Origin of the sequence: Tepidamorphus gemmatus (genome assembly GCF_004346195.1) — a bacterium.
Taxonomy (GTDB): domain Bacteria; phylum Pseudomonadota; class Alphaproteobacteria; order Rhizobiales; family Tepidamorphaceae; genus Tepidamorphus; species Tepidamorphus gemmatus.
On record NZ_SMAK01000005.1, the window covers coordinates 158,295 to 180,015 of the forward strand.

Here is a 21,721-nt window from a genome sequence, read left to right on the forward strand (position 1 = left end):
TCAATGTGTCCCGAAGAACCGGTCCCGCACGGCCTGCTTGTGCCGCAGCACATGCGCGCCGCTCGGATGATAGATCGTCTCGATCGCCGTGATGGCGAAACGCCGCAGCGACGGCGGCAGCGTGGCGTAGACCTCATAGAAGCGCGGCTTGTTGACCATGAACAGCGTCACGAGGTCGAAGCGCACGAATTCCGAGATCAGCCGGTTGAGATCCCAGACGTCGGGATGCTCGGGCAGCGCCCGGCGCACCAGCAGTCCCTCGGCGAGCGGCAGCCTATTGCCACGCGCGTTGCCAAGCGCCGCGCGCAGCTCCGACAGGACGCGGAAGCGGGTATCCTGCTTGAGCAGGTCGAGGTGCTGGTAGATCAGCCGCGGCAATTGCCGCTCGTCGAGGGCAGCCGCGGGATCCGCGACGCCGGCATGGCCGAGAATCCAGGCCACCAGCATGGCGATGCGGTGATCGACGATGCCGGACGAGGACAGCCACCACGGGTTGACCGGCTCGAGACAATCCAGCTGATCGAGCGCCACGATGGCCGCCGTCTCGTCGTCCAGCGCAAAGGCCTGGACACCCGCGGGCAGCGGTGTCAGGCGGGCGGGATCGCCGAACAGGAACGAGCGGCCGGCCCCGCGCAGCACGTAGCAGCCACCGAAATGCGAGGTCCAGGTGACGTCAGGCCACGCGAACTCGAGCTCGGCGGGGACGATGCCGTTGCGTCTGATGTCCCCGCAATGGCGGGCCCCGTCGACGATTTCCTGCATGAGGGCGCGGTCGCGCCAGCTTTCCGGATCGGCCTCGAAGCGGGCGACCGTGGTCTCCAGCCGCCGCGCCGCCTCGAGCGTGCCCTCGACCGAGTGGAGATCGAAGCCGACCTTGCGAATCGCCAGGATGTCGGCGGGTTTCTCCACCTCGTAGATGAGATTCTCCATCTCCCCGAACATTGCATCGTTCAATGTCAGCGTCTCGATCGCCATGCGATTGGCCTGCATGAAGCGTCGCAGCACGATCTGCTCGGCTGAAAATTCGGCCCGGATGATCGGCATGTCATGCTGCTCGGGGCCCAGCAGGATGAACAGCCGGTTGATGCCGCGCGGATCAAGATAGTGTTCGTCGCCGCGCTCATGCGCGATCTCGGGCGAATAGCCCGTCGCATCGATGTGGAAGCTCTCCAGTGCCGTCGGCGCCAGGCGCAGCGCCTCCAGCGCCTTGTTGTAGCGGCCGACGAGATGCGGCTCGTCAACGCGCTTCAGACCGCCATACATCAACCCGTGTTCGATGAGTTCCCTCACCGTCCGGCCTCGCTCTTGAAGCGTTCGATGGCCGCCTCGCGGATGCGCATGTCGCGCACCGTCGCAGCGATCGCGGTCTCATCGGACCTGTGCGAATAGCGCAGCTCGCTGCCGGCGTAGCGGTTGATCTCCTGCAGGACCATCTCCACCGTGATCGGCCGGCGCAGCGCCGACACCATGGCGAGCTTGACGTCGTAAGGCTGGTGCAGGAACGGGCCGGGCGTCTCGAACCATTCGTCGGGCAGGTCGAAATCCATCGCCCGGTACTTGATCACGTCCGTGATGTTCTTGATCGCGCGGCCCGTGAAGCGCGGCTCGATCTCCTTGATGGCGTGCAGATAGGCGCCGATCTCGGCGAGGCTCGCCGGTTCCCGACCGCCGGTGACCCGCTGCCAGACATCCATCAGCCTGGCCTCGCGCGGGCGCGAATACTCCTGGTACCTGCCAGCCACCATCTTCTTCAACTCCTGCGCGGCGTAGAGATCGTGATCGCCGAGCGGGATCGAATGGTTCCTGCCGAGCAGCAGGTGCAGGATGTCGATGTAGTCCTCGCGCGTCTGCGGGCCGTCGACGATCCAGCGCGCCCCGGCGCGCTGACGCAGCGCGTCGTCGACCTTCTCCGGATGGTTGGAGAACATGCCGAACGCGCAATTGCCCCTCACCACCGTGTTGGGGCCCGACAGCGCCTCCATCAGCACGGCTGTGACCTCCTGCTGGCCGCCGGAGGCCTTCTGATCGTCGCGCTTGCCAGCCACCATGTCGACGTCATCAATGGTACCGAAGCCGATCGAGCGAGGGTCGAGCACCCGATCGATGAAGGCGCGGCAATTCTGGCCGGATTTGCCCTGATACTCCGAGATCTGGTCGATGCTGAAGTTCTCGTAGTGGAACGGATAGCCGGCGATGTCGCAGATCTCCTTGATGAGGCCCGCCGTCATCTGGATCAGCGTCGTCTTGCCGGTCCCCGGATTGCCGTCGCCGATGAACGTGAACAGGAATCCGCCGAGCTCCACGAACGGGTTCTTGCGGGCTTCGAAGTCATAGGCCGTCAGCATGCGCGCGAGCCGCATCGCCTGGGACTTGGCAATGTGGTTGCCGACCACTTCGTTCGGCTTCCTGATCTGCAGGTCGATGCTCGACCTGCGACGGGCACCCGGCCGCTCGAAGCCATGCACATGGAACGAATCGGCCTCCACCGCATAGGCGGCCGCGCCGAAATCGGCGAGCACCTGGCCCATCGCCGAGTGGGCGGTGGCCTCGGCCGCGTCCATCACATCGGCACAGACGCGCGCGATCCGTCCGTCGAGATCCTCGGACCTGCTCCCCTGCACCGCCGTCACCAGCCTGTGGACGAACCAGCCGAGCGCGTCGGACGTGCTGGCGAGCGGGATGTCGCCGGGCGACTTCGGCTCGCCGGTGGCGCCGGAGGTCTGAACCGAGGCCATGTGGGCGGCCGCCGCGAATACCGAGACCAGCGCCTTCGCACGCACCAGCATCCGGAAGCGGTCGAGGTCGGCCCCGTGCAGGGTGCCCTTGCGGTTGCGATCGCCGAGATCGAGGAAGCTGAGCGGTTCGACGAACATCTCGCCGATCGCCATGCCGACGGCGAGCGCCCGGCGCGCCTCGAACAGCACCGCATGCCGCTCCGGCGGCAGCAGCGGATCTGACTCATCCTCGCGTAGCACCGCCTCGAGATCGACGCGCGACCGGCGTCCCGCCGATGCCGCACCCGGCGCCGGCGCCACCGGGCTGATGAAGCGGGCGACGCCCGTCGGCCTGCCGTCCCCGGTCGCTGCGGCGTCCGGCGCCTCCGCGTTCCGGATCAGGCCGAGCGCGGCGGCATAGTTGTCGCGGATACGCTCTTCCGGGACTCTGACCGATCGGGCTTCCATGGGATCCTCAGGCGTACTCGATCAGCCGGTCGCCGGCCGCGATGACATGGTAATGCGCGTTGCGCAACGTCGAATGCTCGTCCCGACGCCCGGCGATGCGCTGGTACATTGCATGCGGCATGGCGATATGATGGGCCACCTCCGTCACCCCGCGCTGGGCGCAGTCCGGGTCAGCCGTATTGACGTCGAATACCTCCTGCGGACGCGGCGAGGAGAACAAGCCGCCCCCCACCATCCGCGTCCCCGCCGAGGCCAGCGTGTCGACGCTCCAGCGGATCGCCCAGGCGTTCTCCAGGTCGTCCGCGGCGCGGATCATCGGCATCAGCGCATCCTCAGAAGTATAGAAGACGTCCGACAGGAAGGGGCCGACGGTGACCCGCACAAGACGCTTGAGCCGCAAGCTGTCCATCGCCGCGTCGATCTGGTCGGCGAGTGTCAGCGGCTTGAAGCCGGCGCCCGAGAAGCGGTTGGCAATGCTGGCGGCGCGCTGCGCCTCGACCAGCAGGACCTCGTCGGACACCTCGCCGGGGCCTCCGAAATCGGCGTAGCTGCGCACAGCACGGCCTTCCGCGCCATCCCAGTAGTCCCAGGACGCGCGCACCCAGACGCCGGCGCCGCGCTCCGAACGCACCAGCGAGCGGTCGAATGACCGTTCCGCGTCCGGCTGGAACGAGGTCGCGTGACCGGAACGCAGTTCCGCCGCATAGACCGCGGCTGCCGCCTCGGCGATCAGTTCGCGGCCCGGCATCCGCCGACGCGCCAGCATCTCGTCGAGCATCGACGACTTGATGTCCGCGAGCGTACGACCGATCTGCGGCGGCTGCTGCAGGTCGTTGGAGACCGACACGACCTCCTTGAGGATCGGCAGTCCCGACTTCTGCGTGTCGAGCGACGGCGGGTCGCCGGCGGCGGTTCTGAGGTCGATCAGCCGCAACAGGCGCTCAAGCCGGCCGAAGGTATCCGCCGATGGCGGGTCGGAGAAATTCGTCAGAACGCGGGTCAGCCGGTCGAGCGTCCGGAAGTAGTAGTCGCGAACCTGCTGCATCGCCGCCGCCCGCCCCCTGTCGCTGCCGCGCGCGGCCTACTCGACGTACCTGCCCGATTGGACCTTCTCGAGGATCGAGGCGAAGCGACGGGCAAATTCCGCGTTCTGGATCTCGCCCTTCTTGCGGACCTCCGCCGTGCGCTTCATGAACACCTCGTGCGATTCCAGCATGCCGGCAATACGGTTCTCCGCCGAGATGCCGATCTGGGTGATCATGGCGTCGGCCTGCGCGTCGGTCTCGCGGCCGACATCGTCGATCCGGTGGGCAACGTTCTGCTGCTCGGCGGTGCGGATCGATTCGACCAGCGCGTCGTACATCACCGAGCGCTGCTCCGTGTCGATCTTCAGCTTCTCGATCATCGTGCGCTGGGCGGCTGCCTGCTTGGTCAGCGACTCGATGTAATTGGCATACTGGGCGGCATAGCGTTCCAGCGACTGCTGGACCGCCACCTTCTCCTGATGGCGGCTTTGCAGCGTGTTGTAGAGCTCGACGGCGGCGGCCCGCTCCTGCTCGATCAGCTTGCGCTGCTCGCCCGAGGCTTCTTCCAGGCGGGAATCGATCTCGGCGACCTTCGGCCCGGCCTCGTCGAGCTGGCGCGAGATGTCGTCGATCTCGCGGGCGATCTCGACCGAGCGATCCTGGACCTTGGCCAGCCCCTCCCTGGTCGTTCCCAGCCGCGCGTCGATCTGGGCGAGCTGCTCCTGGAGGATCGACGAGATCAGATCCGACTTGCGGATCAGCTCGTTGAGGTTGGTGCGGATGTCGGCCTGGCGCACGCGGGTCGCGCGCATTTCCTCGGCCTTGCGCTTCGAGAAGATGCCGACCAGCTGCTCGCCGAAGGTCGGTTTCGACATCTGCGCGAATTCCGAACCGAAGGCACGGGTGATCTCGTCGAGCCCGTAGATCAGCGCCGCGATGTTCGCCTGCGCCGCCTCGCTGTTGCGGGTGACCGCCTCGAAGTCGCTGTCCGCAGTATCGATCTCGATCTGTTGCAACGGCTGGCCGCCGAGCAGCTTCGCCAGGCGCTCGTCGAGCATCTTGCGCCGCTGGTCTGCGTCGCCGATCGTGGTGCGGACCTTCGCGATATCCTTCTCGATCTCGTCGAAGCGAACCCTGCTCATTGCTCTCGTCCCTCCTTGGCGGGGAAGCTGGGCCGGATTCGCAGACGGGCGCCGGCGAACTCTACCGCAGCGTTATGCCACGGCAGCATGCGGCTTCGCAAAGCGGATTCGCATCCGGTCGGGAAGCAGCCACCGACGCCGAGCCATCACCGAAGCCGCCCGGCGACCGCTCCTACCGATACAGGCGATGCCACGTCCGCACGGACATGGCCGAAAGGCCACTCGCGGGACGCGTCAATTCCCCCCGTCCAGCAGCCGTCGGGCGATCACCTGGGCCTGGATCTCGGCGGCGCCCTCGAAGATGTTCAGGATGCGGGCATCGCACAGCACGCGGCTGACCGGGTATTCGAGCGCAAAGCCGTTGCCGCCGTGGATCTGCACGGCATTGTCAGCCGCAGCCCAGGCGACGCGGGCTCCCAGCAGCTTCGCCATGCCCGCCTCGACATCGCAACGCCGGCCGGCATCCTTCTCGCGCGCGGCGAAATAGGTGAGTTGGCGGGTGATCAGGATTTCCGCCGCCATCATCGCGAGCTTGTCGGCAACGCGCGGGAAGGAGACGGTCGGCTTGCCGAACTGGATGCGGTCGAGCGCATATTGCAGTCCCAGCTCCATCGCCGACTGGGCGACACCGATCGCGCGGGCCGCCGTCTGGATGCGGGCGGATTCGAAGGTCTGCATGAGCTGCTTGAAACCCTGCCCCTCCTCGCCGCCGAGCAGGTTCTCCGCCTTGACCTCGAACCCGTCGAACGAGATGTCGTACTCCTTCATGCCGCGGTAGCCGAGCACCTCGATCTCGCCGCCGCTCATGCCCGCGGCCGGGAACGGATCCGCATCGCTGCCGCGCGGCTTCTCGGCGAGCAGCATCGACAGACCCTTGTAGCCCTTCTCATCGGGGTTGGTGCGCACCAGCAGCGTCATCAGGTCGGCGCGGACGGGATGGGTGATCCAGGTCTTCTGGCCGGTGACCTTATAGACATCGCCGTCGCGCACCGCCCGCGTCTTCAGCGATGCAAGATCGGATCCGGTGTTCGGCTCGGTGAACACGGCCGTCGGCAGGATCTCGCCAGAGGCGATCCGCGGCAGCCAGCGCGCCTTCTGGTCCTCGGTGCCGCCGGTGAGAATGAGTTCGGCCGCGATCTCGGAACGGGTTCCGAGCGAACCGACCGCGATCCAGCCGCGCGACAGTTCCTCGGAGACGACGCACATCGACTCCTTGCCGAGGCCAAGCCCGCCATAGGCCTCGGGAATGGTCAATCCGAACACGCCCAGTTCGGCGACGCGTTCGACCACCTCCATCGGAATGTATTCGTTGGCGAGATGCCAGCGGTGGGCGTGCGGCACGACCTCGGACTCCGCGAAGCGCCGCATCTCGGCGCGCATCGCCTCCAGTGTCTCGTCGAGGCCCGGATCGCCGACCGTGCCCGGCCCCGCCGCACGCATCAGCTCCACCAGACGGGCACGATTCGCCGCGGTGTTACCCGAGCGCAGGAGCGTACGCACGGCCTCGCCAAGGAAGGCAGCAACCTCGGCCTCGCCAAGCCCGAGATCGACGGGGCGGACAAACTCTCCCTGGCTCATCGGAATGCCGCCGGAAATCTGAGCGAGATACTCGCCCGCCCCGATGCGCACCAGCAATTCTTCGGTCTCGCCGAAGCGGCCGGCGGCGATCATCCGGCCGGCATAGCCGGCGAGTTGCCGCAGTGCCACTGCGTACGTGGCCAGCCACGCCAGACCGTGCGCGGCATGCTGCTCGACCTCCAGCCGCGCAGGCGCAAGCCGCCCGTCCTCGCTGACGCTCGCGGCCACAGCGGAGCGGGCGCGGGCAAGCAGCCGTTCGGCCGCGTCGGCGGCCTCCTTGAGCAGGGCTGCGAGATCGGGTGCATCGACGCGGGCGGCGGGCATCATGGACGGTTTCCTCGGCTCTTGTTGCAGTGCGGCAAGTGTAGCGCCGGCTCGCTGCAACGCAATCACGGTTTCATCCGCCCCCTCGTACCCGGACGACCGAAAGGGCGATCCCGAATCGGGTCATCTCACCCGTCACCGGGTCGCGATGGCGACGCCGCCGACCGTGACCGCCATGCCGACCAGCTGCAGCGGGGTCAGTGTCTCGCCGAACAGCGCCCAGGCGACGACGGCAGTGACAGGGGGCACCAGGTAGAACAGCGTCGCCAGCCGCGCCACCGCGCCGCGGCGGATCAGCACGTAGTAGATCAGCACCGCGCCGAGCGAAAGCACGACAACCAGCCAGCCCAGGGCAAACACGAACTGGGGGGTCCAGTCGATGCGCATCGGCTCGCTCGCGACAGCCGCGATGCCGACCACGACCGCGCCGCCGGCATATTGCAGGCAGGTGCCCGAGGCGAGGTCCGTGGCGCCGCCCTTCGCCTTCTGCAGGATCGACCCGAGCACGATTGCCAGCACCGAGAGGACACAGGCACCAACGGTGGCCACCGTGATGCCGGTCCCCGTCCATTCGAGCTTCGGGCCGATCACCAGGGCCAGCCCGGCCAGCCCGATGCCGAGCCCGAACCAGTGCGCCCTGCCGACGCGCTCGCCCAGAAGCGGCGCGGCAAGGATCGCGGTCATCAGCGGTTGCAGCGCCACGATCAGCGCGGCAACGCCTGCCGGCATGCCGCGGGCGATTGCCCAGAAGACGCCGCCGAGATAGACGCCGTGGATCAGCACCCCGACCGCCAGCGTCGCGCTGAGCGCCGCCCTGTCCCTCGGCCAGGTGGAGCGGAGCGTCAGCGCGACGGCGAACAGGATGCCGCCTGCGATCAGGAACCGAAGGAACAGGAAGGTCAGCGGATCGGCATGGGGCACTCCCATGCGCGCACCGATGAACCCGGTGGACCACAGCAGGACGAAGCTACCTGGAAGCAACGCGGCGACAGGCATCGACCGGCGGGGAGGCGGCAGCGGGTCCATGGGCCTAGCCGGTATCCCAGCGGCCGGCTGCGCACAAGCGTGGGCGACGCGTGGCAGTCATGCGTGTCCGATGCCCGGAGGGCTTGGACGGCGCGAATGCTCACGGCAGGATGGCTCCGGGAGATCGCATGGATTCGCCGCAGTCCGCCCCTTCCGAGACCGGCTCGCCGGTCCGCAGGTTCCTGCATCTGCGGGCCACGAGAAAACGCGCCTGGTGGCTGTCGAAGGCGGTCTATGCCGCTGCCGAGAGCTTCCTGATGGAGGACGGTCTCTACATGGCGAGCGCCCTCGCCTTCTCGCTGCTGCTGGCGATCTTTCCGTTCGTGATCTTCCTGACCGCGCTGACCGGCTTCATTGGCGGCGAGCAGTTGGCGGCCTGGCTGACCGGGGAATTGTTCGACGCCTTCCCCGACCAGGTGGCGGAAACGCTGCAACCTGAGATCGAGCGCGTAGTGCGCGACGCGGGCGGCGGGCTTCTCACCTTCGGTCTCGCGATCACGCTGATCAGCGTGTCCAGCGCGGTCGAGACCGTACGCGGTGGTCTCAACCGCGCCTACCGGCTGACCGAGACCCGTTCCGTGATCCGCACCAGGATCGAGAGCATCGCCTTCGTCATCGTGGCGACCGTCGTGCTGGTCTTCGTCGCCTTCGTCGCCGTCGTGCTGCCGATTGCCTACCAGGCTCTGGCGGTCAGGATGCCGGTCGTACCGCTGCCGCTCGCCACCTTTGCCGTGCTGCGCGAGGCGATTCTGGCGGTCGTGCTGGGTGCGCTGCTCTATGCGCTGCATCGGCTGCTGCCCTGCCACGGCCGGCCACGCCCGGCTCTCTGGCCGGGCATTCTGGTGACACTGGCGCTGTGGGGTCTCGGCGGACGCGCCTTCTCCTGGTATCTCGCCAGCTTCGCCGACTACGCCCGCATCTACGCCGGCCTCGCAGGCATCGTCGCGGCGCTGATCTTCTTCTACGTGGCGGCCGTCATTCTCCTGTTCGCCGGCTCGTTCAACCGCGCGATCGACGATGCCAGGCTCCGGCGCGTGCGGCCGCCGGCTGCCGGCCAGACGGCGTGAGCCGGCTCAGGCCTTCTTCACCAGCCCGATGATGAACAGCAGGATGACCGCGCCAAGGGTTGCGCCGATGATGTCGCGGATCCAGCCGCCCATCGCGATGCCGAGCTGGCCGAACACGAAGCCGCCGATCAGCGCGCCGACGACGCCGACCACGATGTTGCCGATGAGGCCGAAGCCGCGGCCCTGCATGATGAGCCCGGCCAGCCAACCGGCGATGGCGCCGATGATGAGCAGCACGATGAGCGACTGAATGGTGATCATGGGTCTCGCCTCCTCTCGCGCGGAGGACTGTCCGCCCCGCGCCATGACAGCTTACCGGTTCGGCCGAGTCGGTGGAACCGCCCTGATCGCCGCTGCAGGAGGCACCGGGGGCTCACGCCGTGCGCAGCTGCGTCTTTTTGTTGCACTGCAACAGAAGTTTGGGCATTGCTAGTGGGACGGCGCGCACCGGCGCCGGAGGAACCACACAATGCCGCGCAAGCGGCGAGCGGGAGGCGGATGATGGCGACGAGCGCGGCCCCGGCGGCACAACCCCCGGCCTACGAGGCGGAGGTGAAGGATCTTTACGAGATCGGCGAGATTCCGCCGCTCGGCCATGTGCCGAGGAACATGTACGCTTGGGCGATCCGGCAGGATCGGCACGGCCCTCCCGAGCAGGCCATGCAGATCGAGGTGGTGCCGACCTGGGACATCGATTCCCACGAGGTGCTGGTGCTGGTGATGGCCGCAGGCGTCAACTACAACGGCATCTGGGCAGCGCTCGGCCAGCCGATCTCGCCGTTCAGCGGCCACAAGGCGCCCTTCCACATCGCCGGCTCCGATGCCTCCGGCATCGTCTGGGCGGTCGGTTCCAAGGTGAAGCGCTGGAAGGTTGGCGACGAGGTCGTCATCCACTGCAATCAGGACGACGGGGACGACGAGGAATGCAACGGTGGCGATCCGATGTTCTCGCCGACCCAGCGCATCTGGGGCTATGAGACTCCGGACGGCTCGTTCGCCCAGTTCTGCCGGGTCCAGGCGCAGCAGCTGATGCCGCGGCCGAAGCATCTGACCTGGGAAGAGGCCGCCTGCTACACGCTGACACTCGCGACCGCCTACCGGATGCTGTTCGGCCACGCCCCGCATACGCTGAAGCCGGGCGACAACGTGCTGGTCTGGGGGGCCTCGGGGGGCCTCGGCTCGATGGCGATCCAGCTTTGCGCCGCCGCCGGCGCCAACGCCATCGGCGTCATTTCCGACGACGACAAGCGCGATTTCGTGATGTCGCTCGGTGCGCGCGGCGTCATCAACCGCAAGAATTTCACCTGCTGGGGCCAGATGCCCACCGTCAACTCGCCCGAATACGCGGAGTGGCTCAAGGGCGCGCGAGCATTCGGCAAGGCGATCTGGGACATTACCGGCAAGGGCAACGACGTCGACATCGTCTTCGAGCATCCCGGCGAGGCGACATTTCCGGTCTCCTGCCTGGTCGTGAAGCGCGGCGGCATGGTGGTGTTCTGCGCCGGCACCACCGGCTTCAACCTCACCTTCGACGCCCGCTATGTCTGGATGCGCCAGAAGCGCATCCAGGGCTCGCACTTCGCCCATCTGAAGCAGGCGAGCGAGGCCAACCAGTTCGTCATCGAACGCCGGCTCGACCCCTGCATGTCCGAGGTCTTCCCCTGGGCACAGATCCCCAAGGCCCACACCAAGATGTGGAAGAACCAGCACGCGCCCGGCAACATGGCCGTTCTGGTCCAGTCGCCGACAACGGGGCTCAGAACCTTCGAGGACGTGCTCGAGGCAGCGGGGCGGGGATAGCGTCACTCCTCGACCTTGCCGATCAGCGCCACGCCAGGCAGCCCGTCGGGATGGCCGTCACGGGTCACAAGCGTGGCGCCCATTGCGCGCGCCGAGGCGCAGACGATGGCATTGGCGGTGGCGAGCCGGCGTTCGCGGCAGCCCTCGGCGGCAGCGAGCGCGATCTCGGTGTCGAGCGGCACGACACGGCACACCTGCCTGTCGACTGGGCGCGGCCCCGCGCTGCCTCAGCGCCCGTCATTGATCGCGCCATCGGCGGCCGAACTGCCCGGTCGCGACAAGCGGCGCATCCGCTTCACTCCCCCATCTTCAGCGCGGCGATGAACGCCTCCTGCGGGATTTCCACCTTGCCGAACTGGCGCATGCGCTTCTTGCCTTCCTTCTGCTTTTCCAGAAGCTTGCGCTTGCGCGTCACGTCGCCGCCGTAGCACTTGGCGGTGACGTCCTTCCTCAGGGCCGCGATGGTCTCGCGGGCGATCACCTTGCCGCCGATCGCTGCCTGGATCGGGATCTTGAACAGATGCCGGGGGATCAGATCCTTGAGCTTCTCGCACAGCTGGCGGCCGCGCGTCTCTGCCTTGCTGCGGTGGACCAGCATGGCCAGCGCATCGACCGGCTCGCCGTTGACGAGGATCGACATCTTGACGAGGTCGCCCTCGCGGTAACCGGTGATGTGATAGTCGAACGAGGCATAGCCCTTCGAGACCGATTTCAGCCGGTCGTAGAAATCGAATACCACCTCGTTGAGCGGCAGGTCATAGACCACCATCGCCCGGTTGCCGACATAGGAGAGGTCCTGCTGCTCGCCGCGCCGGTCCTCGCACAGCTTCAGGATGGCGCCCAGATGCTCGTCGGGGGTGAGGATCGTGGCGCGGATCCATGGCTCTGAGATCGTGTCGATCTTGACCACGTCCGGCATGTCGGCCGGATTGTGCAGCTCGATCGTCTCGCCGTTGGTCAGCCTGATCTGGTAGACGACCGAAGGAGCGGTGGCGATCAGGTCGAGATCGAATTCCCGCTCGAGCCGCTCCTGGATGATCTCGAGGTGCAACAGGCCGAGAAAGCCGCAGCGGAATCCGAAGCCGAGCGCGGCGCTCGTTTCCATCTCGAAGGAGAAGCTCGCGTCGTTGAGCCTGAGCTTGCCCATTGCCGCGCGCAGATCCTCGAAGTCGGCCGCATCGACCGGATAGATGCCGCAGAAGACGACCGGCACCGACGGGCGGAAACCCGGCAGCGGCTCGGCAGTCGGGCGGCGCTCCTCGGTGATGGTGTCGCCGACATTGGTGTCGGCAACCTCCTTGATCGAAGCGGTGAGAAAACCCAGTTCTCCCGGCCCGAGCTCGGCGATGTCGACCAGCTTCGGGGTGAAGATGCCGACCTTGTCCACCTCGTAGGTGGCCTTGGTCCGCATCATGCGGATCTTCATGCCCTTCCTCAGGACACCATCGACGATCCGCACCAGCACGACGACGCCGAGATAGGAGTCGTACCAGCTGTCGACCAGGAGCGCCTTCAAAGGCGCCTCGCGATCGCCCGACGGCGGCGGCAGGCGGGTCACGATCGCCTCCAGAACGTCCGGCACGCCGAGTCCGGTCTTGGCGGAAATCTCCAGCGCGTCGGAGGCATCGAGGCCGATCACGTCCTCGATCTGCGCCTTGACCCGCTCGACGTCCGCAGCCGGCAGATCGACCTTGTTGAGCACCGGCACGATCTCGTGGTTGACGTCGATCGCCTGATAGACATTGGCGAGCGTCTGCGCCTCCACACCCTGACTCGCGTCGACCACCAGCAGCGAACCCTCGCAGGCCGCCAGCGACCGGTTCACCTCGTAGGTGAAGTCGACATGGCCGGGCGTGTCGATCAGGTTGAGGACGTAATCCTTGCCATCCCTCGCCCGGTAGTTCAGGCGGACGGTCTGCGCCTTGATGGTGATGCCGCGCTCGCGCTCGATATCCATTGAATCGAGCACCTGCTCGCGCATCTCGCGCTCCGACAGGCCGCCGGTGAGCTGGATCAACCGGTCGGCGAGCGTCGACTTGCCGTGGTCGATATGCGCGATAATCGCGAAGTTGCGGATGTGTTTCGGGTCGGTCATGGCGGGCTGATAGCACCCGCCGTGACGCCCGCCAAGCGGGCATGACGCGCCGGCCTATGCCGCGCTGCCGCGGCAGGCTACCGTGGCATGCCGTTCCCCGACCGAAGGCGCGACGCCCCGCCGATCCCTGACCGGAGGGCATCGTCGAACGACACGCCGTCAACCGACCATTGCGTGATCCGGCCGTCTGCCTCCGGCCGCCAGTTGGCGATCCAGCCCAGCGCCGGTCCACCATCTGCGGCCGAGCGGGGCGCGCGGCATGGCATCACTCCGCCGTCTTCGCCTGCGCACCCTGCCCGCCCGCAAACGGGTCGGGCGTACGCCGGTGCCGGCCGGTCAGGCGCTCGCCGAGCCATTCCCACATCACGTAGAGGCCGGGGATCAGGATGATGCCGAGGAAGGTCGCTGCGGCCATGCCGCCGAGCACGGTGAAACCCATCGACACCCGGCTTGCCGCCCCGGCACCGGTCGCCATCACCAGCGGAACGACACCGAGCACAAAGGCGATGGCGGTCATCAGCACGGCGCGGAAGCGCATGTGCGCCCCGGCCATCGCCGCCTCGACCAAAGTCTTGCCCGCCTCACGCTGTTCCTTCGAGAACTCGACGATCAGGATCGCGTTCTTCGCCGCCAGCCCGATCAGCAGTACCATGCCGATCTGGCAGTAGATGTTGTTGGCGATGCCGACGACGGCAATGGTGGAGATGGCGCCGAGGATCGCCACCACCACCGAGGTGATGACGGCGAAGGGCACCGACCAGCTCTCGTACTGCCCGACCAGGAACAGATAGCCGAAGATGATGGCCAGGGCGAAGATCAAGCCGACCTGCCCGGCGGCCGTGACCTCCTGATAGGTCAGCCCCGACCATTCGTAGCTGTAGCCGCTCGGCAGCGTTTCCGCCGCGATCCGCGCCAGCGCGGCGATGGATTGACCCGAGGAGTAGCCCGGTGCGGTCGAACCGTTGATCGTCGCCGAGGTGAAATTGTTGTAGCGCGTGATGATCGTCGGCCCGAGCGAGGGCTCGACCGTCGCGATCGTACGGACCGGCACCATCTGACCCTGCCGGTTGCGGACATAGAGGTTGAGGATGTCGTCGACGTCGCCGCGAAACTGCTGGTCGGCGGAGAGATTTACCTGATAAGTCCGACCATAGGCGTTGAAGTCGTTGACATAGAGCGAGCCGAGCTGGGCCTGCAGCGTGCCGAAAAGACTTGCCACAGGGACATCGAGGCTCTCGGCCTTGACGCGATCGACGTTGAGAAACAGCGACGGAACGTTCGCCGAGAACGTCGAATAGGCACGTTCGATGGCCGGATCGGCATTTGCCGCCACCACGAAGGACTGCATGACCGCGGCAAGTTCCTCCGGCGACTGCCCGCCCAGCGCCTCCAACTGCATGTTGAATCCACCGGTCGAGCCGATGCCCGGAATCGCCGGCGGCGGGAAGGCCAGGATGTCGGCCTCGGCAATCTGGGAGAAGGCCGCGCTCAGGCTGGTGTAGATGCCGCGCAGACCGGTCTCCGGCGTGGTCCGTTCGTCCCACGGCTCGAACACCACCACGGCAAGCGCCGCATTGGAGGACGACGCCCCGGCAAGCAGCGAATAACCCGCAACCGTGATGACGTTCGCGACGCCGGGCTGCTTGGCCGCGATCTCCTGAATGCGCGCGAGCACCGCCTCGGTGCGCGGCAGCGACGCGGCGTCCGGCAACTGGATGTTGACGAACAGCGCGCCCTGGTCTTCGGTCGGGATGAAGCCGGTCGGCGTCCGGTTGAACAGCCACGCCGCCGCGCCGCCCACTGCGATGACGAGAAGGCCGGCGATGATGGAGCGGCGGGCCAGCGAGCCGACGATTCGGGTATAGCCGTTGCGCGCCCGGTCGAGCCCGGCATTGAACCAGCGGAACGGCCCGCGCGCCGCGCGCGGCGGGCGCAGCACGATGCCGCACAAGGCCGGACTGAGCGTCAGCGCATTGATCGCCGACAGGGTCACGGCAGCGCAGATGGTGACGGCGAACTGGCGATAGAGTTCGCCGGTGATGCCGGGCAGGAAGCCGACCGGCGCAAACACTGCAACCAGCACCAGGGTGGTGGCGATGATCGGCCCGGTGACCTGCCGCATCGAGCGGAGAGCGGCCTCCCTGGCGCTGATCCCCGGCTCCTCCTCCATGATGCGCTGGACGTTCTCGACCACGACGATGGCATCATCGACGACGAGGCCGATTGCTAGGATGATGGCAAACAGCGTGACGGTATTGGCCGAGTAGCCGAGCGCCAGCAGGATCGCGAAGGTCCCGATAAGCGAGACCGGAATGGTCAGCGCCGGAATCAGCGTCGCGCGCAGATCCTGCAGGAAGATGAACACGACCACCAACACGATGACGCCGGTCAGCGCCAGTGTCAGGATGATCTCGTGGATGGTTGCTGATACGAAGGCCGTCGAATCGTAGGTCACCTCGTAGTCGATGTCGTCGGGAAACCGCGTCTTCAGCCGCTCCAGTTCGGCGCGCACGCCTTGGGCGACCGCCAGCGCGTTGGCGCCGGCGGACTGATAGATCGCCAGTGTCGCGGACGGCTTGCCGTTCAGTCGGCTGTTGGCGACATAGGTCTGTGCCCCCATCTCGACTCGGGCGATGTCGCGGACTCTGACGATGCCACCCTGCTCGTTGGTGCGGACAATGATCGCGCCGAACTCCTCGGGCGTCGTCAGCCGGCCCTGGGCGGTGATGTTGTACTGCAGCGCCTGATCGTCAGCGATCGGCGGCGCGCCGATCTGGCCGACGGCGGCCTGGATGTTCTGCTGCTGGATCGCGTCCGACACGTCCTGCGGCGTGATCGACAGCGCGGCCATCCGGATCGGATCGAGCCAGATCCGCATCGAGTAGTCGAGCTGGCCGAGAATCGCGGCGCTGCCGACCCCGCTCACACGGGCGATCGGGTCCCTGACATTGATCGACGTGAAGTTCGACAGGAACAGCGCATCGTAGCTGTCATTGGGCGAGTAGATGCTGACGAGCAGCAGGAAGCTCGGCTGCTGCGTCGAGACGCTGACACCGAGCTGGTTCACGATCGAGGGTAGCTGCGGCTGGGCGGCCGCCAGCCGGTTCTGCACGTTGACCTGCGCGATGTCGGGATCGGTACCGATCGCGAACGAGATGCTGAGCGTGTAGGTGCCCGCCGCCGACGAGGTCGAGGACATGTAGATCATGTTCTCGACGCCGTTGATCTGCTCCTCGATCGGCGCGGCGACCGTCAGCGCGATGGTTTCGGCGTCCGCACCCGGATAGAGGGCCTGGACCTGCACGACCGGTGGCGTGATGTTGGGATACTGCGAGACCGGGATGGCGGTCAGCGCCATGACGCCGATCAGCGTCATGACGATCGCCACGACCATGGCGAGCCGCGGTCGCTCGATGAAGATCGACGAGAACATCGCGGTCGCTCCTCAGCTGGCCGATCCGGCCGCCTGTGGGTTCACCACCATGCCGGGCTTCACCTTCTGGATGCCGTCGACGATGATCACCTCGCCCGCCGTCAGCCCCTTGGAGACCGCCCAGCCGGATGCCGTCTTCTTGGCCGTCTCGATGCGGCGGATCTCGGCGCGGTCGTCGCTGCCGACGACAAGAACGTAAGGGCCCTGCCTGTCCTGCAGTACGGCGCCGGCGGGAATCACCGGCAGCGTCTGCGGCTGACCGATCTCGACCGTGACGGTGACGAACTGGCCCGGCACCAGCACGTAGGACGGATTGGCGAAGTCGGCGTAGACCGCGATCGTGCCGGTCTGCGGATCGACCCTATTGTCGACGAAGGAGATCTTCCCCTTCGTCGCGTAGTCCTGGCCGTTGGGCAGTACCAGTCCGGGGACGAAATCGTCGCGCACGTCACCCTCCGGGTCGGGGCTGCCTGCGTTGCTCCGGGCATGCACCTTCTCGACAACCTCCACGTATTCGCGTTCGGCGATCGAGAAGACGACGCGGATCGGGTCCATTTGCACCACCGTCGCCAGTGTCCCCGACGCCGGACTGACCAGATTGCCGACCGTATAGCTGGTCTTGCCGATCCGCCCGCTGATCGGCGAGATCACCTTGGTGTAGGACAGGTTGAGTTCGGCCGTCTGGATCTGCGCGTTCGCCGACGCGATCTGGGCTTCGGCGGCTTGCAGGTTTGCATAGGCCTCATTGCGCGCCGCCTGCGCCTGGTCGACGACCGCCTGCGAGACCGTGTTCGACTTCAAGAGCGCCTTCTGCCGCTCCAGGGTCAGGTCTGCCTGGTCGAGGGCGGCCTGGGCGCCCGCCCGCGCCGCCTGCGCCGCCGCAAGCGCCGCCTGCGCACCCGCCAACGCAGCCTCGTAGGGTCCTGTCTCGATCTGGTAGAGCAGCTGGCCGCTCGTCACCAGCGCGCCTTCCTGGAAGTCGACAGCTTCGAGAAAGCCTTCGACCCGCGCCTTGAGGTCGGTCTGCTGAATCGCCTGGACCCGCCCCACATACTGCGCGGTCTGGCTGATCTGCTGCTCCTTCACCGGCGCCACGATGACGGCGGGCGGCGGGGTCGACTGCTCTCGGGTCTGGGCCTGCTGGGCATCCGCCGGCATCGCCGCCATCGCGACGGCCGCATAGAGCGCACCAAGAGCCATGCGGGACCGATTCATCGGCACTCCCTCGATCGCAATACGGGTGATTCTCTCGCCGACATGATTGATAGCCCGAATTGCTGACGGAAGGGTATCCTCGATGGACGGGATGAGGCGGCAGCACTCATCCGGGAATCTCCCGCGTTTGCTGGGGATGTCGGGCACTTGGCGATGAGGTCTTGTGGCCTCCGGCTGACCGGCGCAGGGGCTCATCAAGGAGGCGACCGCAGATCGCCTCGGGCGACCTCTCCAGCCACGCGAACTCGATGCGACGCGAGGTCGAACGAGTCCTGCAGGCCGTGAGGGGCTGAACACGGCACGGGCCGCGGATGAAGCGCGAAGGCCGGGCATCGCCCGGCCTTCATGCATCGGAGACGTCCTGTGGTCCGGCGCTTCGAAGTCTACTCAGCCGCTGCCCTGAGCTCCGGTGCTGCGGCGATCACGTCCGGATCGACATGGGTTTCGAACTTGGCAAAATTGTCCTGGAACATGGTCACCAGCCGCGCGGCCTGCCGATCGTAGGCGGACGGGTCGGCCCATGTGCTGCGCGGATCCAGGATGCGCTGGTCGATTCCGACAGCCGATGTCGGCACCTCGAATCCGAACACCGGGTCTATGCGCATCGGGGCGCCGGCGAGGGATCCGTCCAGCGCCGCCGTCAGCAGCGAACGCGTAACCCCGATCGGCATCCGTCGGCCCTCGCCATAGCGTCCACCGGTCCAGCCGGTGTTCACCAGCCAGCAGGAAACGCCGTGCCGGGCGATCAGATCGCGCAGCAGGTTGCCGTAGACGCTGGGATGGCGCGGCATGAAGGGGGCGCCGAAACAGGTCGAGAAGGTTGCCTCGGGCTCCGTCACGCCCTTCTCGGTGCCTGCCACCTTGGCCGTGTAGCCGGACAGGAAGTGATACATTGCCTGGCTCGGCGTCAGCCGCGCGATCGGCGGCATCACCCCGAATGCATCGCAGGTCAGCATCACGATGTTTTTCGGATGCCCGGCCCGACCGCTTTCGCTGGCATTGTCGATGTAGTGGAGGGGATAGGCGCAGCGGGTGTTCTCGGTGCGGCTGGCGTCGTCGAAGTCTGGTTCGCGCGTCGTCTCGTCGACGACGACGTTCTCGAGCACCGTCGCGAAGCGTTTGGTCGTCGCGTAGATCTGCGGCTCGGCATCCTTCGACAGACGGATCGTCTTCGCGTAGCAGCCGCCCTCGAAATTGAAGATCCCATCGGCGCCCCAGCCGTGCTCGTCGTCGCCGATCAGGATGCGGCCGGGATCGTCCGAAAGCGTCGTCTTGCCGGTGCCCGACAGGCCGAAGAAGATGGCGACGTCGCCGCCGGCGCCGGCATTCGCCGAGCAATGCATGGGCATCACGCCCTTTGCCGGAAGCAGGTAGTTGAGCACGGTGAACACCGATTTCTTCATCTCGCCGGCATAGGACGTCCCGGCGATCAGGATCTCGCCGCGCGACAGGTCGCAGGCGATCACCGTTTCGGACCTGCAGCCGTGCCGCTGCGGATCGGCGCGGAAGCTCGGAAGGTCGACGATGGTCAGTTCCGGGCGGAAATGACCGAGGTCGTGCCGGTCCGGCCGGATCAGCAGGTGACGGATGAACAGCGCATGCCAGGCGTATTCGACGAACAGGCGCACGTGCAGACGGTTCTTGGGATCGGCGCCGCCATAGAGGTCCTGGGCATAGAGCCGCCGGCCTCGGGCATGGTCGATCATGTCGGCGCGCAGCCGCTCATAGTGTTCCGGCGACAGCGGCTTGTTGTTGTCCCACCAGATCACCGGGTCTGTCGCCGCGTCGCGGACGACGAACTTGTCCTTGGCCGAGCGGCCGGTGTGCTGGCCGGTCGAGACTGCGAGCGCACCCGCCGAGGTCAGCAGCCCCTCCGAATCCGCCGCGGCCGCTTCCATCAGCTGCGCCTCGTTCCAGTTCCAGCGCAGCTCGGCCAGCCCCTGGAAGCCGAAGTCCCCAGCCCCCGAGGCCGGATTGCGAAGCCCTGTCTCTTTCACCGAACGTCTCCCGATCCTTCCGCCCGGAGGTTCCGCCTCCGGCGTCCGTCATTGCGGACACGGCCAACGGCCGCGATCACCCCCGCTCACCGAGGTCGCGGCAAGCTAATGCCTCGCAACATCTGCGACAAGCGAAAGTCATGCGCGCAGTAAATCCGCGCGCATCGGAGACCTTGCGGCAGGCTTCATTCCGGCCCCGCACCCCTATCAATGTATACACTAAGAATAGTCTGCCATCAGGCTGCGCGACCGCGCGCTTCCTGGGCGAGGGCGACGAGCGTCTTGCGCAGTTCGCCCGGACCGCCGATCGCAGCGGGGAAATCCAGCCGCGCCGCCGTCGCGCCGTCCAGCATGTCGAGGCCGAGCGGGTCGATTCCGGTCAGCCGCCAGTTTCCTGCGGGCAGGCCGAGCAGCCGGGTCGCATAGAGCGCGACCGCATCGGCGTGATCCTCGTTCATGTGGTCCACGGCGCCTGCCTCGCCCTCCACCAGCGGGTGATCCGGCGCGACCTCGATGAGCAGGTCGCCGGCTGCGATCGTGACGATCCGGCCGAAGCCGGCGACCAGATGGGCGCCGTCGACCGCCATCTCGTAGAAGCCGAAATCGCTGAAGCCGGCATAGCCGGCCGCCTCCGGATGACGGGCAAGGAAGCGGCGCCGCTGCGGCCCGTTGGAGGGCACCGCAGCGACCGTGCCGCTTACCGTCAGCCTGGCGCCGGCGAGCGGATCGCCGCTCTCGCCGCCCGGACCGACCAGCAGGAGCGACGCGCGCGGATCGCGCAACAGGTTGCGGGTGTGCACTGCAAGCTGCGACAGCAGCATCACCGGCGCTCCGGCCAGTGTGGTGGCGACGGTCACCAGCGAGGCGAAGGGATGGCCGCGCTCGTCGAGGGTAGCGAGCGCGCCCGTCAACGCCTGTCTCAGGACGTGGCGGGCCGTGCGGATCGGATCGAAGTCGTTCGGCGTGGAGCTGGCCATCGGCAAATCCTCTCGATTGGAACCATGACAGTTGACCTTCTCCCCACTAGACTGCGTCGGCACTATAGAATCCGCGGTGGGCCGTCGCCACATTTTCGCCTACCGGGCGCGTTGTGTGACGCCGACACCATAACAACATCGCGAGTCCGCTGCAGATGCCAACCATCGCCCTCGTCGACGACGATCGCAACATCCTGACCTCCGTGTCGCTGGCGCTGGAGTCGGAAGGCTACCGGATCGAGACCTACACCGACGGGGCCTCCGCGCTCGAGGGGCTCAGCGTCTCGCCGCCGGATCTGGCGATCCTCGACATCAAGATGCCGCGCATGGACGGCATGGAACTGTTGCGACGGCTGCGCCAGAAGTCCGAGATCCCCGTCATCTTTCTCACCTCGAAGGACGAGGAGATCGACGAGCTGTTCGGTCTGAAGATGGGCGCCGACGACTTCATCCGGAAGCCGTTCTCGCAGCGCCTGCTGGTCGAGCGGGTCAAGGCGGTGTTGCGACGCGCCAATCCGCGCGAGGTGGCGGCACCGCGCGAGGAGGGCTCGAAGGCAATCGAGCGCGGTCCGCTGATGATGGACCCGGAGCGCCACACCTGCACGTGGAACGGGGCGCCGGTGACGCTCACCGTGACCGAATTCCTGATCCTGCAGGCGCTGGCCCAGCGGCCCGGTGTGGTAAAAAGCCGCAATGCCCTGATGGATGCGGCCTACGACGACCAGGTCTATGTCGATGACCGCACCATCGACAGCCACATCAAGCGTCTGCGCAAGAAGTTCAAGGCCGTCGACTCCACCTTCGACATGATCGAGACGCTCTATGGCGTCGGCTACCGCTTCAAGGAGATCTGATCCGCC

16 protein-coding genes are annotated in these 21,721 nt (G+C 66.8%); 3 read left to right on the forward strand and 13 right to left on the reverse strand.

What is annotated here, in order from left to right:
* The 6 genes from EDC22_RS09995 to EDC22_RS10020 form a co-directional block, all read right to left on the reverse strand.
* Complete coding sequence (locus tag EDC22_RS09995; RefSeq protein WP_132806500.1) at positions 1-1,290, reverse strand: DUF6638 family protein; 1,290 nt, start codon at positions 1,288-1,290, stop codon at positions 1-3.
* Complete coding sequence (locus tag EDC22_RS10000; RefSeq protein ID WP_132806501.1) at positions 1,287-3,182, reverse strand: AAA family ATPase; 1,896 nt, start codon at positions 3,180-3,182, stop codon at positions 1,287-1,289. The genes EDC22_RS09995 and EDC22_RS10000 overlap by 4 nt, the downstream gene beginning before the upstream one ends.
* A gap of 7 nt (positions 3,183-3,189) precedes the next feature.
* Entirely contained in the window at positions 3,190-4,227 is a 1,038-nt protein-coding gene (locus EDC22_RS10005) for a hypothetical protein (RefSeq protein WP_132806502.1), read from the reverse strand.
* A 36-nt stretch (positions 4,228-4,263) separates the two neighbouring features.
* Entirely contained in the window at positions 4,264-5,349 is a 1,086-nt protein-coding gene (locus EDC22_RS10010) for a coiled-coil domain-containing protein (RefSeq protein WP_132806503.1), read from the reverse strand.
* Between the two features lie 234 nt (positions 5,350-5,583).
* Positions 5,584-7,254 carry an acyl-CoA dehydrogenase family protein gene (locus EDC22_RS10015; protein WP_132806504.1) on the reverse strand — a complete coding sequence of 557 codons (1,671 nt, stop codon included), beginning with the start codon at positions 7,252-7,254 and terminating at the stop codon, positions 5,584-5,586.
* Between the two features lie 132 nt (positions 7,255-7,386).
* A complete protein-coding gene (locus tag EDC22_RS10020; protein ID WP_245499714.1) occupies positions 7,387-8,277 on the reverse strand; it encodes a DMT family transporter in 891 nt (296 codons plus the stop codon).
* A gap of 128 nt (positions 8,278-8,405) precedes the next feature.
* On the opposite strand from EDC22_RS10020, the gene EDC22_RS10025 reads away from it, so the two are divergent.
* Positions 8,406-9,344 carry a YihY/virulence factor BrkB family protein gene (locus EDC22_RS10025; RefSeq protein WP_165926860.1) on the forward strand — a complete coding sequence of 313 codons (939 nt, stop codon included), beginning with the start codon at positions 8,406-8,408 and terminating at the stop codon, positions 9,342-9,344.
* 6 nt (positions 9,345-9,350) lie between these two features.
* Here EDC22_RS10025 and EDC22_RS10030 read toward each other — a convergent pair whose 3' ends face one another.
* Positions 9,351-9,602, reverse strand: coding sequence for a GlsB/YeaQ/YmgE family stress response membrane protein (locus EDC22_RS10030; protein WP_165926873.1), 252 nt, complete (start codon positions 9,600-9,602; stop codon positions 9,351-9,353).
* A 243-nt stretch (positions 9,603-9,845) separates the two neighbouring features.
* Between EDC22_RS10030 and ccrA the strand changes: the two genes are divergently transcribed.
* Positions 9,846-11,144, forward strand: coding sequence for a crotonyl-CoA carboxylase/reductase (ccrA, locus tag EDC22_RS10035; RefSeq protein WP_132806507.1), 1,299 nt, complete (start codon positions 9,846-9,848; stop codon positions 11,142-11,144).
* 2 nt (positions 11,145-11,146) lie between these two features.
* Here ccrA and EDC22_RS10040 read toward each other — a convergent pair whose 3' ends face one another.
* The 6 genes from EDC22_RS10040 to EDC22_RS10065 all read right to left on the reverse strand — a co-directional run bounded on the left by EDC22_RS10040 (position 11,147) and on the right by EDC22_RS10065 (position 20,861).
* Positions 11,147-11,326, reverse strand: coding sequence for a PIN domain-containing protein (locus EDC22_RS10040; RefSeq protein WP_207903749.1), 180 nt, complete (start codon positions 11,324-11,326; stop codon positions 11,147-11,149).
* 113 nt (positions 11,327-11,439) lie between these two features.
* On the reverse strand, positions 11,440-13,239 hold the full coding sequence (lepA, locus tag EDC22_RS10045) for a translation elongation factor 4 (protein ID WP_132806509.1): 1,800 nt from the start codon (positions 13,237-13,239) through the stop codon (positions 11,440-11,442).
* A 265-nt stretch (positions 13,240-13,504) separates the two neighbouring features.
* Positions 13,505-16,672 carry an efflux RND transporter permease subunit gene (locus EDC22_RS10050; RefSeq protein ID WP_132806510.1) on the reverse strand — a complete coding sequence of 1,056 codons (3,168 nt, stop codon included), beginning with the start codon at positions 16,670-16,672 and terminating at the stop codon, positions 13,505-13,507.
* 12 nt (positions 16,673-16,684) lie between these two features.
* Complete coding sequence (locus EDC22_RS10055; protein WP_207903750.1) at positions 16,685-17,887, reverse strand: efflux RND transporter periplasmic adaptor subunit; 1,203 nt, start codon at positions 17,885-17,887, stop codon at positions 16,685-16,687.
* 383 nt (positions 17,888-18,270) lie between these two features.
* Positions 18,271-19,884 (reverse strand): phosphoenolpyruvate carboxykinase, encoded by a 1,614-nt coding sequence (locus EDC22_RS10060; protein ID WP_132806511.1) that lies wholly within the window; start codon positions 19,882-19,884, stop codon positions 18,271-18,273.
* Between the two features lie 236 nt (positions 19,885-20,120).
* Positions 20,121-20,861, reverse strand: coding sequence for a HugZ family pyridoxamine 5'-phosphate oxidase (locus EDC22_RS10065; RefSeq protein WP_132806512.1), 741 nt, complete (start codon positions 20,859-20,861; stop codon positions 20,121-20,123).
* 155 nt (positions 20,862-21,016) lie between these two features.
* On the opposite strand from EDC22_RS10065, the gene EDC22_RS10070 reads away from it, so the two are divergent.
* On the forward strand, positions 21,017-21,715 hold the full coding sequence (locus tag EDC22_RS10070; RefSeq protein WP_132806513.1) for a response regulator transcription factor: 699 nt from the start codon (positions 21,017-21,019) through the stop codon (positions 21,713-21,715).
* Positions 21,716-21,721: the final 6 nt, after the last annotated feature.

Bases quoted from the DNA above. Each gene is read 5' to 3' on its own strand.
- EDC22_RS10000 (WP_132806501.1), bottom strand. From the start codon at position 3,182: ATGGAAGCCCGATCGGTCAGAGTCCCGGAAGAGCGTATCCGCGACAAC.
- EDC22_RS10005 (WP_132806502.1), bottom strand. From the start codon at position 4,227: ATGCAGCAGGTTCGCGACTACTACTTCCGGACGCTCGACCGGCTGACC.
- EDC22_RS10010 (WP_132806503.1), bottom strand. From the start codon at position 5,349: ATGAGCAGGGTTCGCTTCGACGAGATCGAGAAGGATATCGCGAAGGTC.
- EDC22_RS10015 (WP_132806504.1), bottom strand. From the start codon at position 7,254: ATGATGCCCGCCGCCCGCGTCGATGCACCCGATCTCGCAGCCCTGCTC.
- EDC22_RS10020 (WP_245499714.1), bottom strand. From the start codon at position 8,277: ATGGACCCGCTGCCGCCTCCCCGCCGGTCGATGCCTGTCGCCGCGTTG.
- EDC22_RS10025 (WP_165926860.1), top strand. From the start codon at position 8,406: ATGGATTCGCCGCAGTCCGCCCCTTCCGAGACCGGCTCGCCGGTCCGC.
- ccrA (WP_132806507.1), top strand. From the start codon at position 9,846: ATGGCGACGAGCGCGGCCCCGGCGGCACAACCCCCGGCCTACGAGGCG.
- lepA (WP_132806509.1), bottom strand. From the start codon at position 13,239: ATGACCGACCCGAAACACATCCGCAACTTCGCGATTATCGCGCATATC.
- EDC22_RS10050 (WP_132806510.1), bottom strand. From the start codon at position 16,672: ATGTTCTCGTCGATCTTCATCGAGCGACCGCGGCTCGCCATGGTCGTG.
- EDC22_RS10055 (WP_207903750.1), bottom strand. From the start codon at position 17,887: ATGAATCGGTCCCGCATGGCTCTTGGTGCGCTCTATGCGGCCGTCGCG.
- EDC22_RS10065 (WP_132806512.1), bottom strand. From the start codon at position 20,861: ATGGCCAGCTCCACGCCGAACGACTTCGATCCGATCCGCACGGCCCGC.
- EDC22_RS10070 (WP_132806513.1), top strand. From the start codon at position 21,017: ATGCCAACCATCGCCCTCGTCGACGACGATCGCAACATCCTGACCTCC.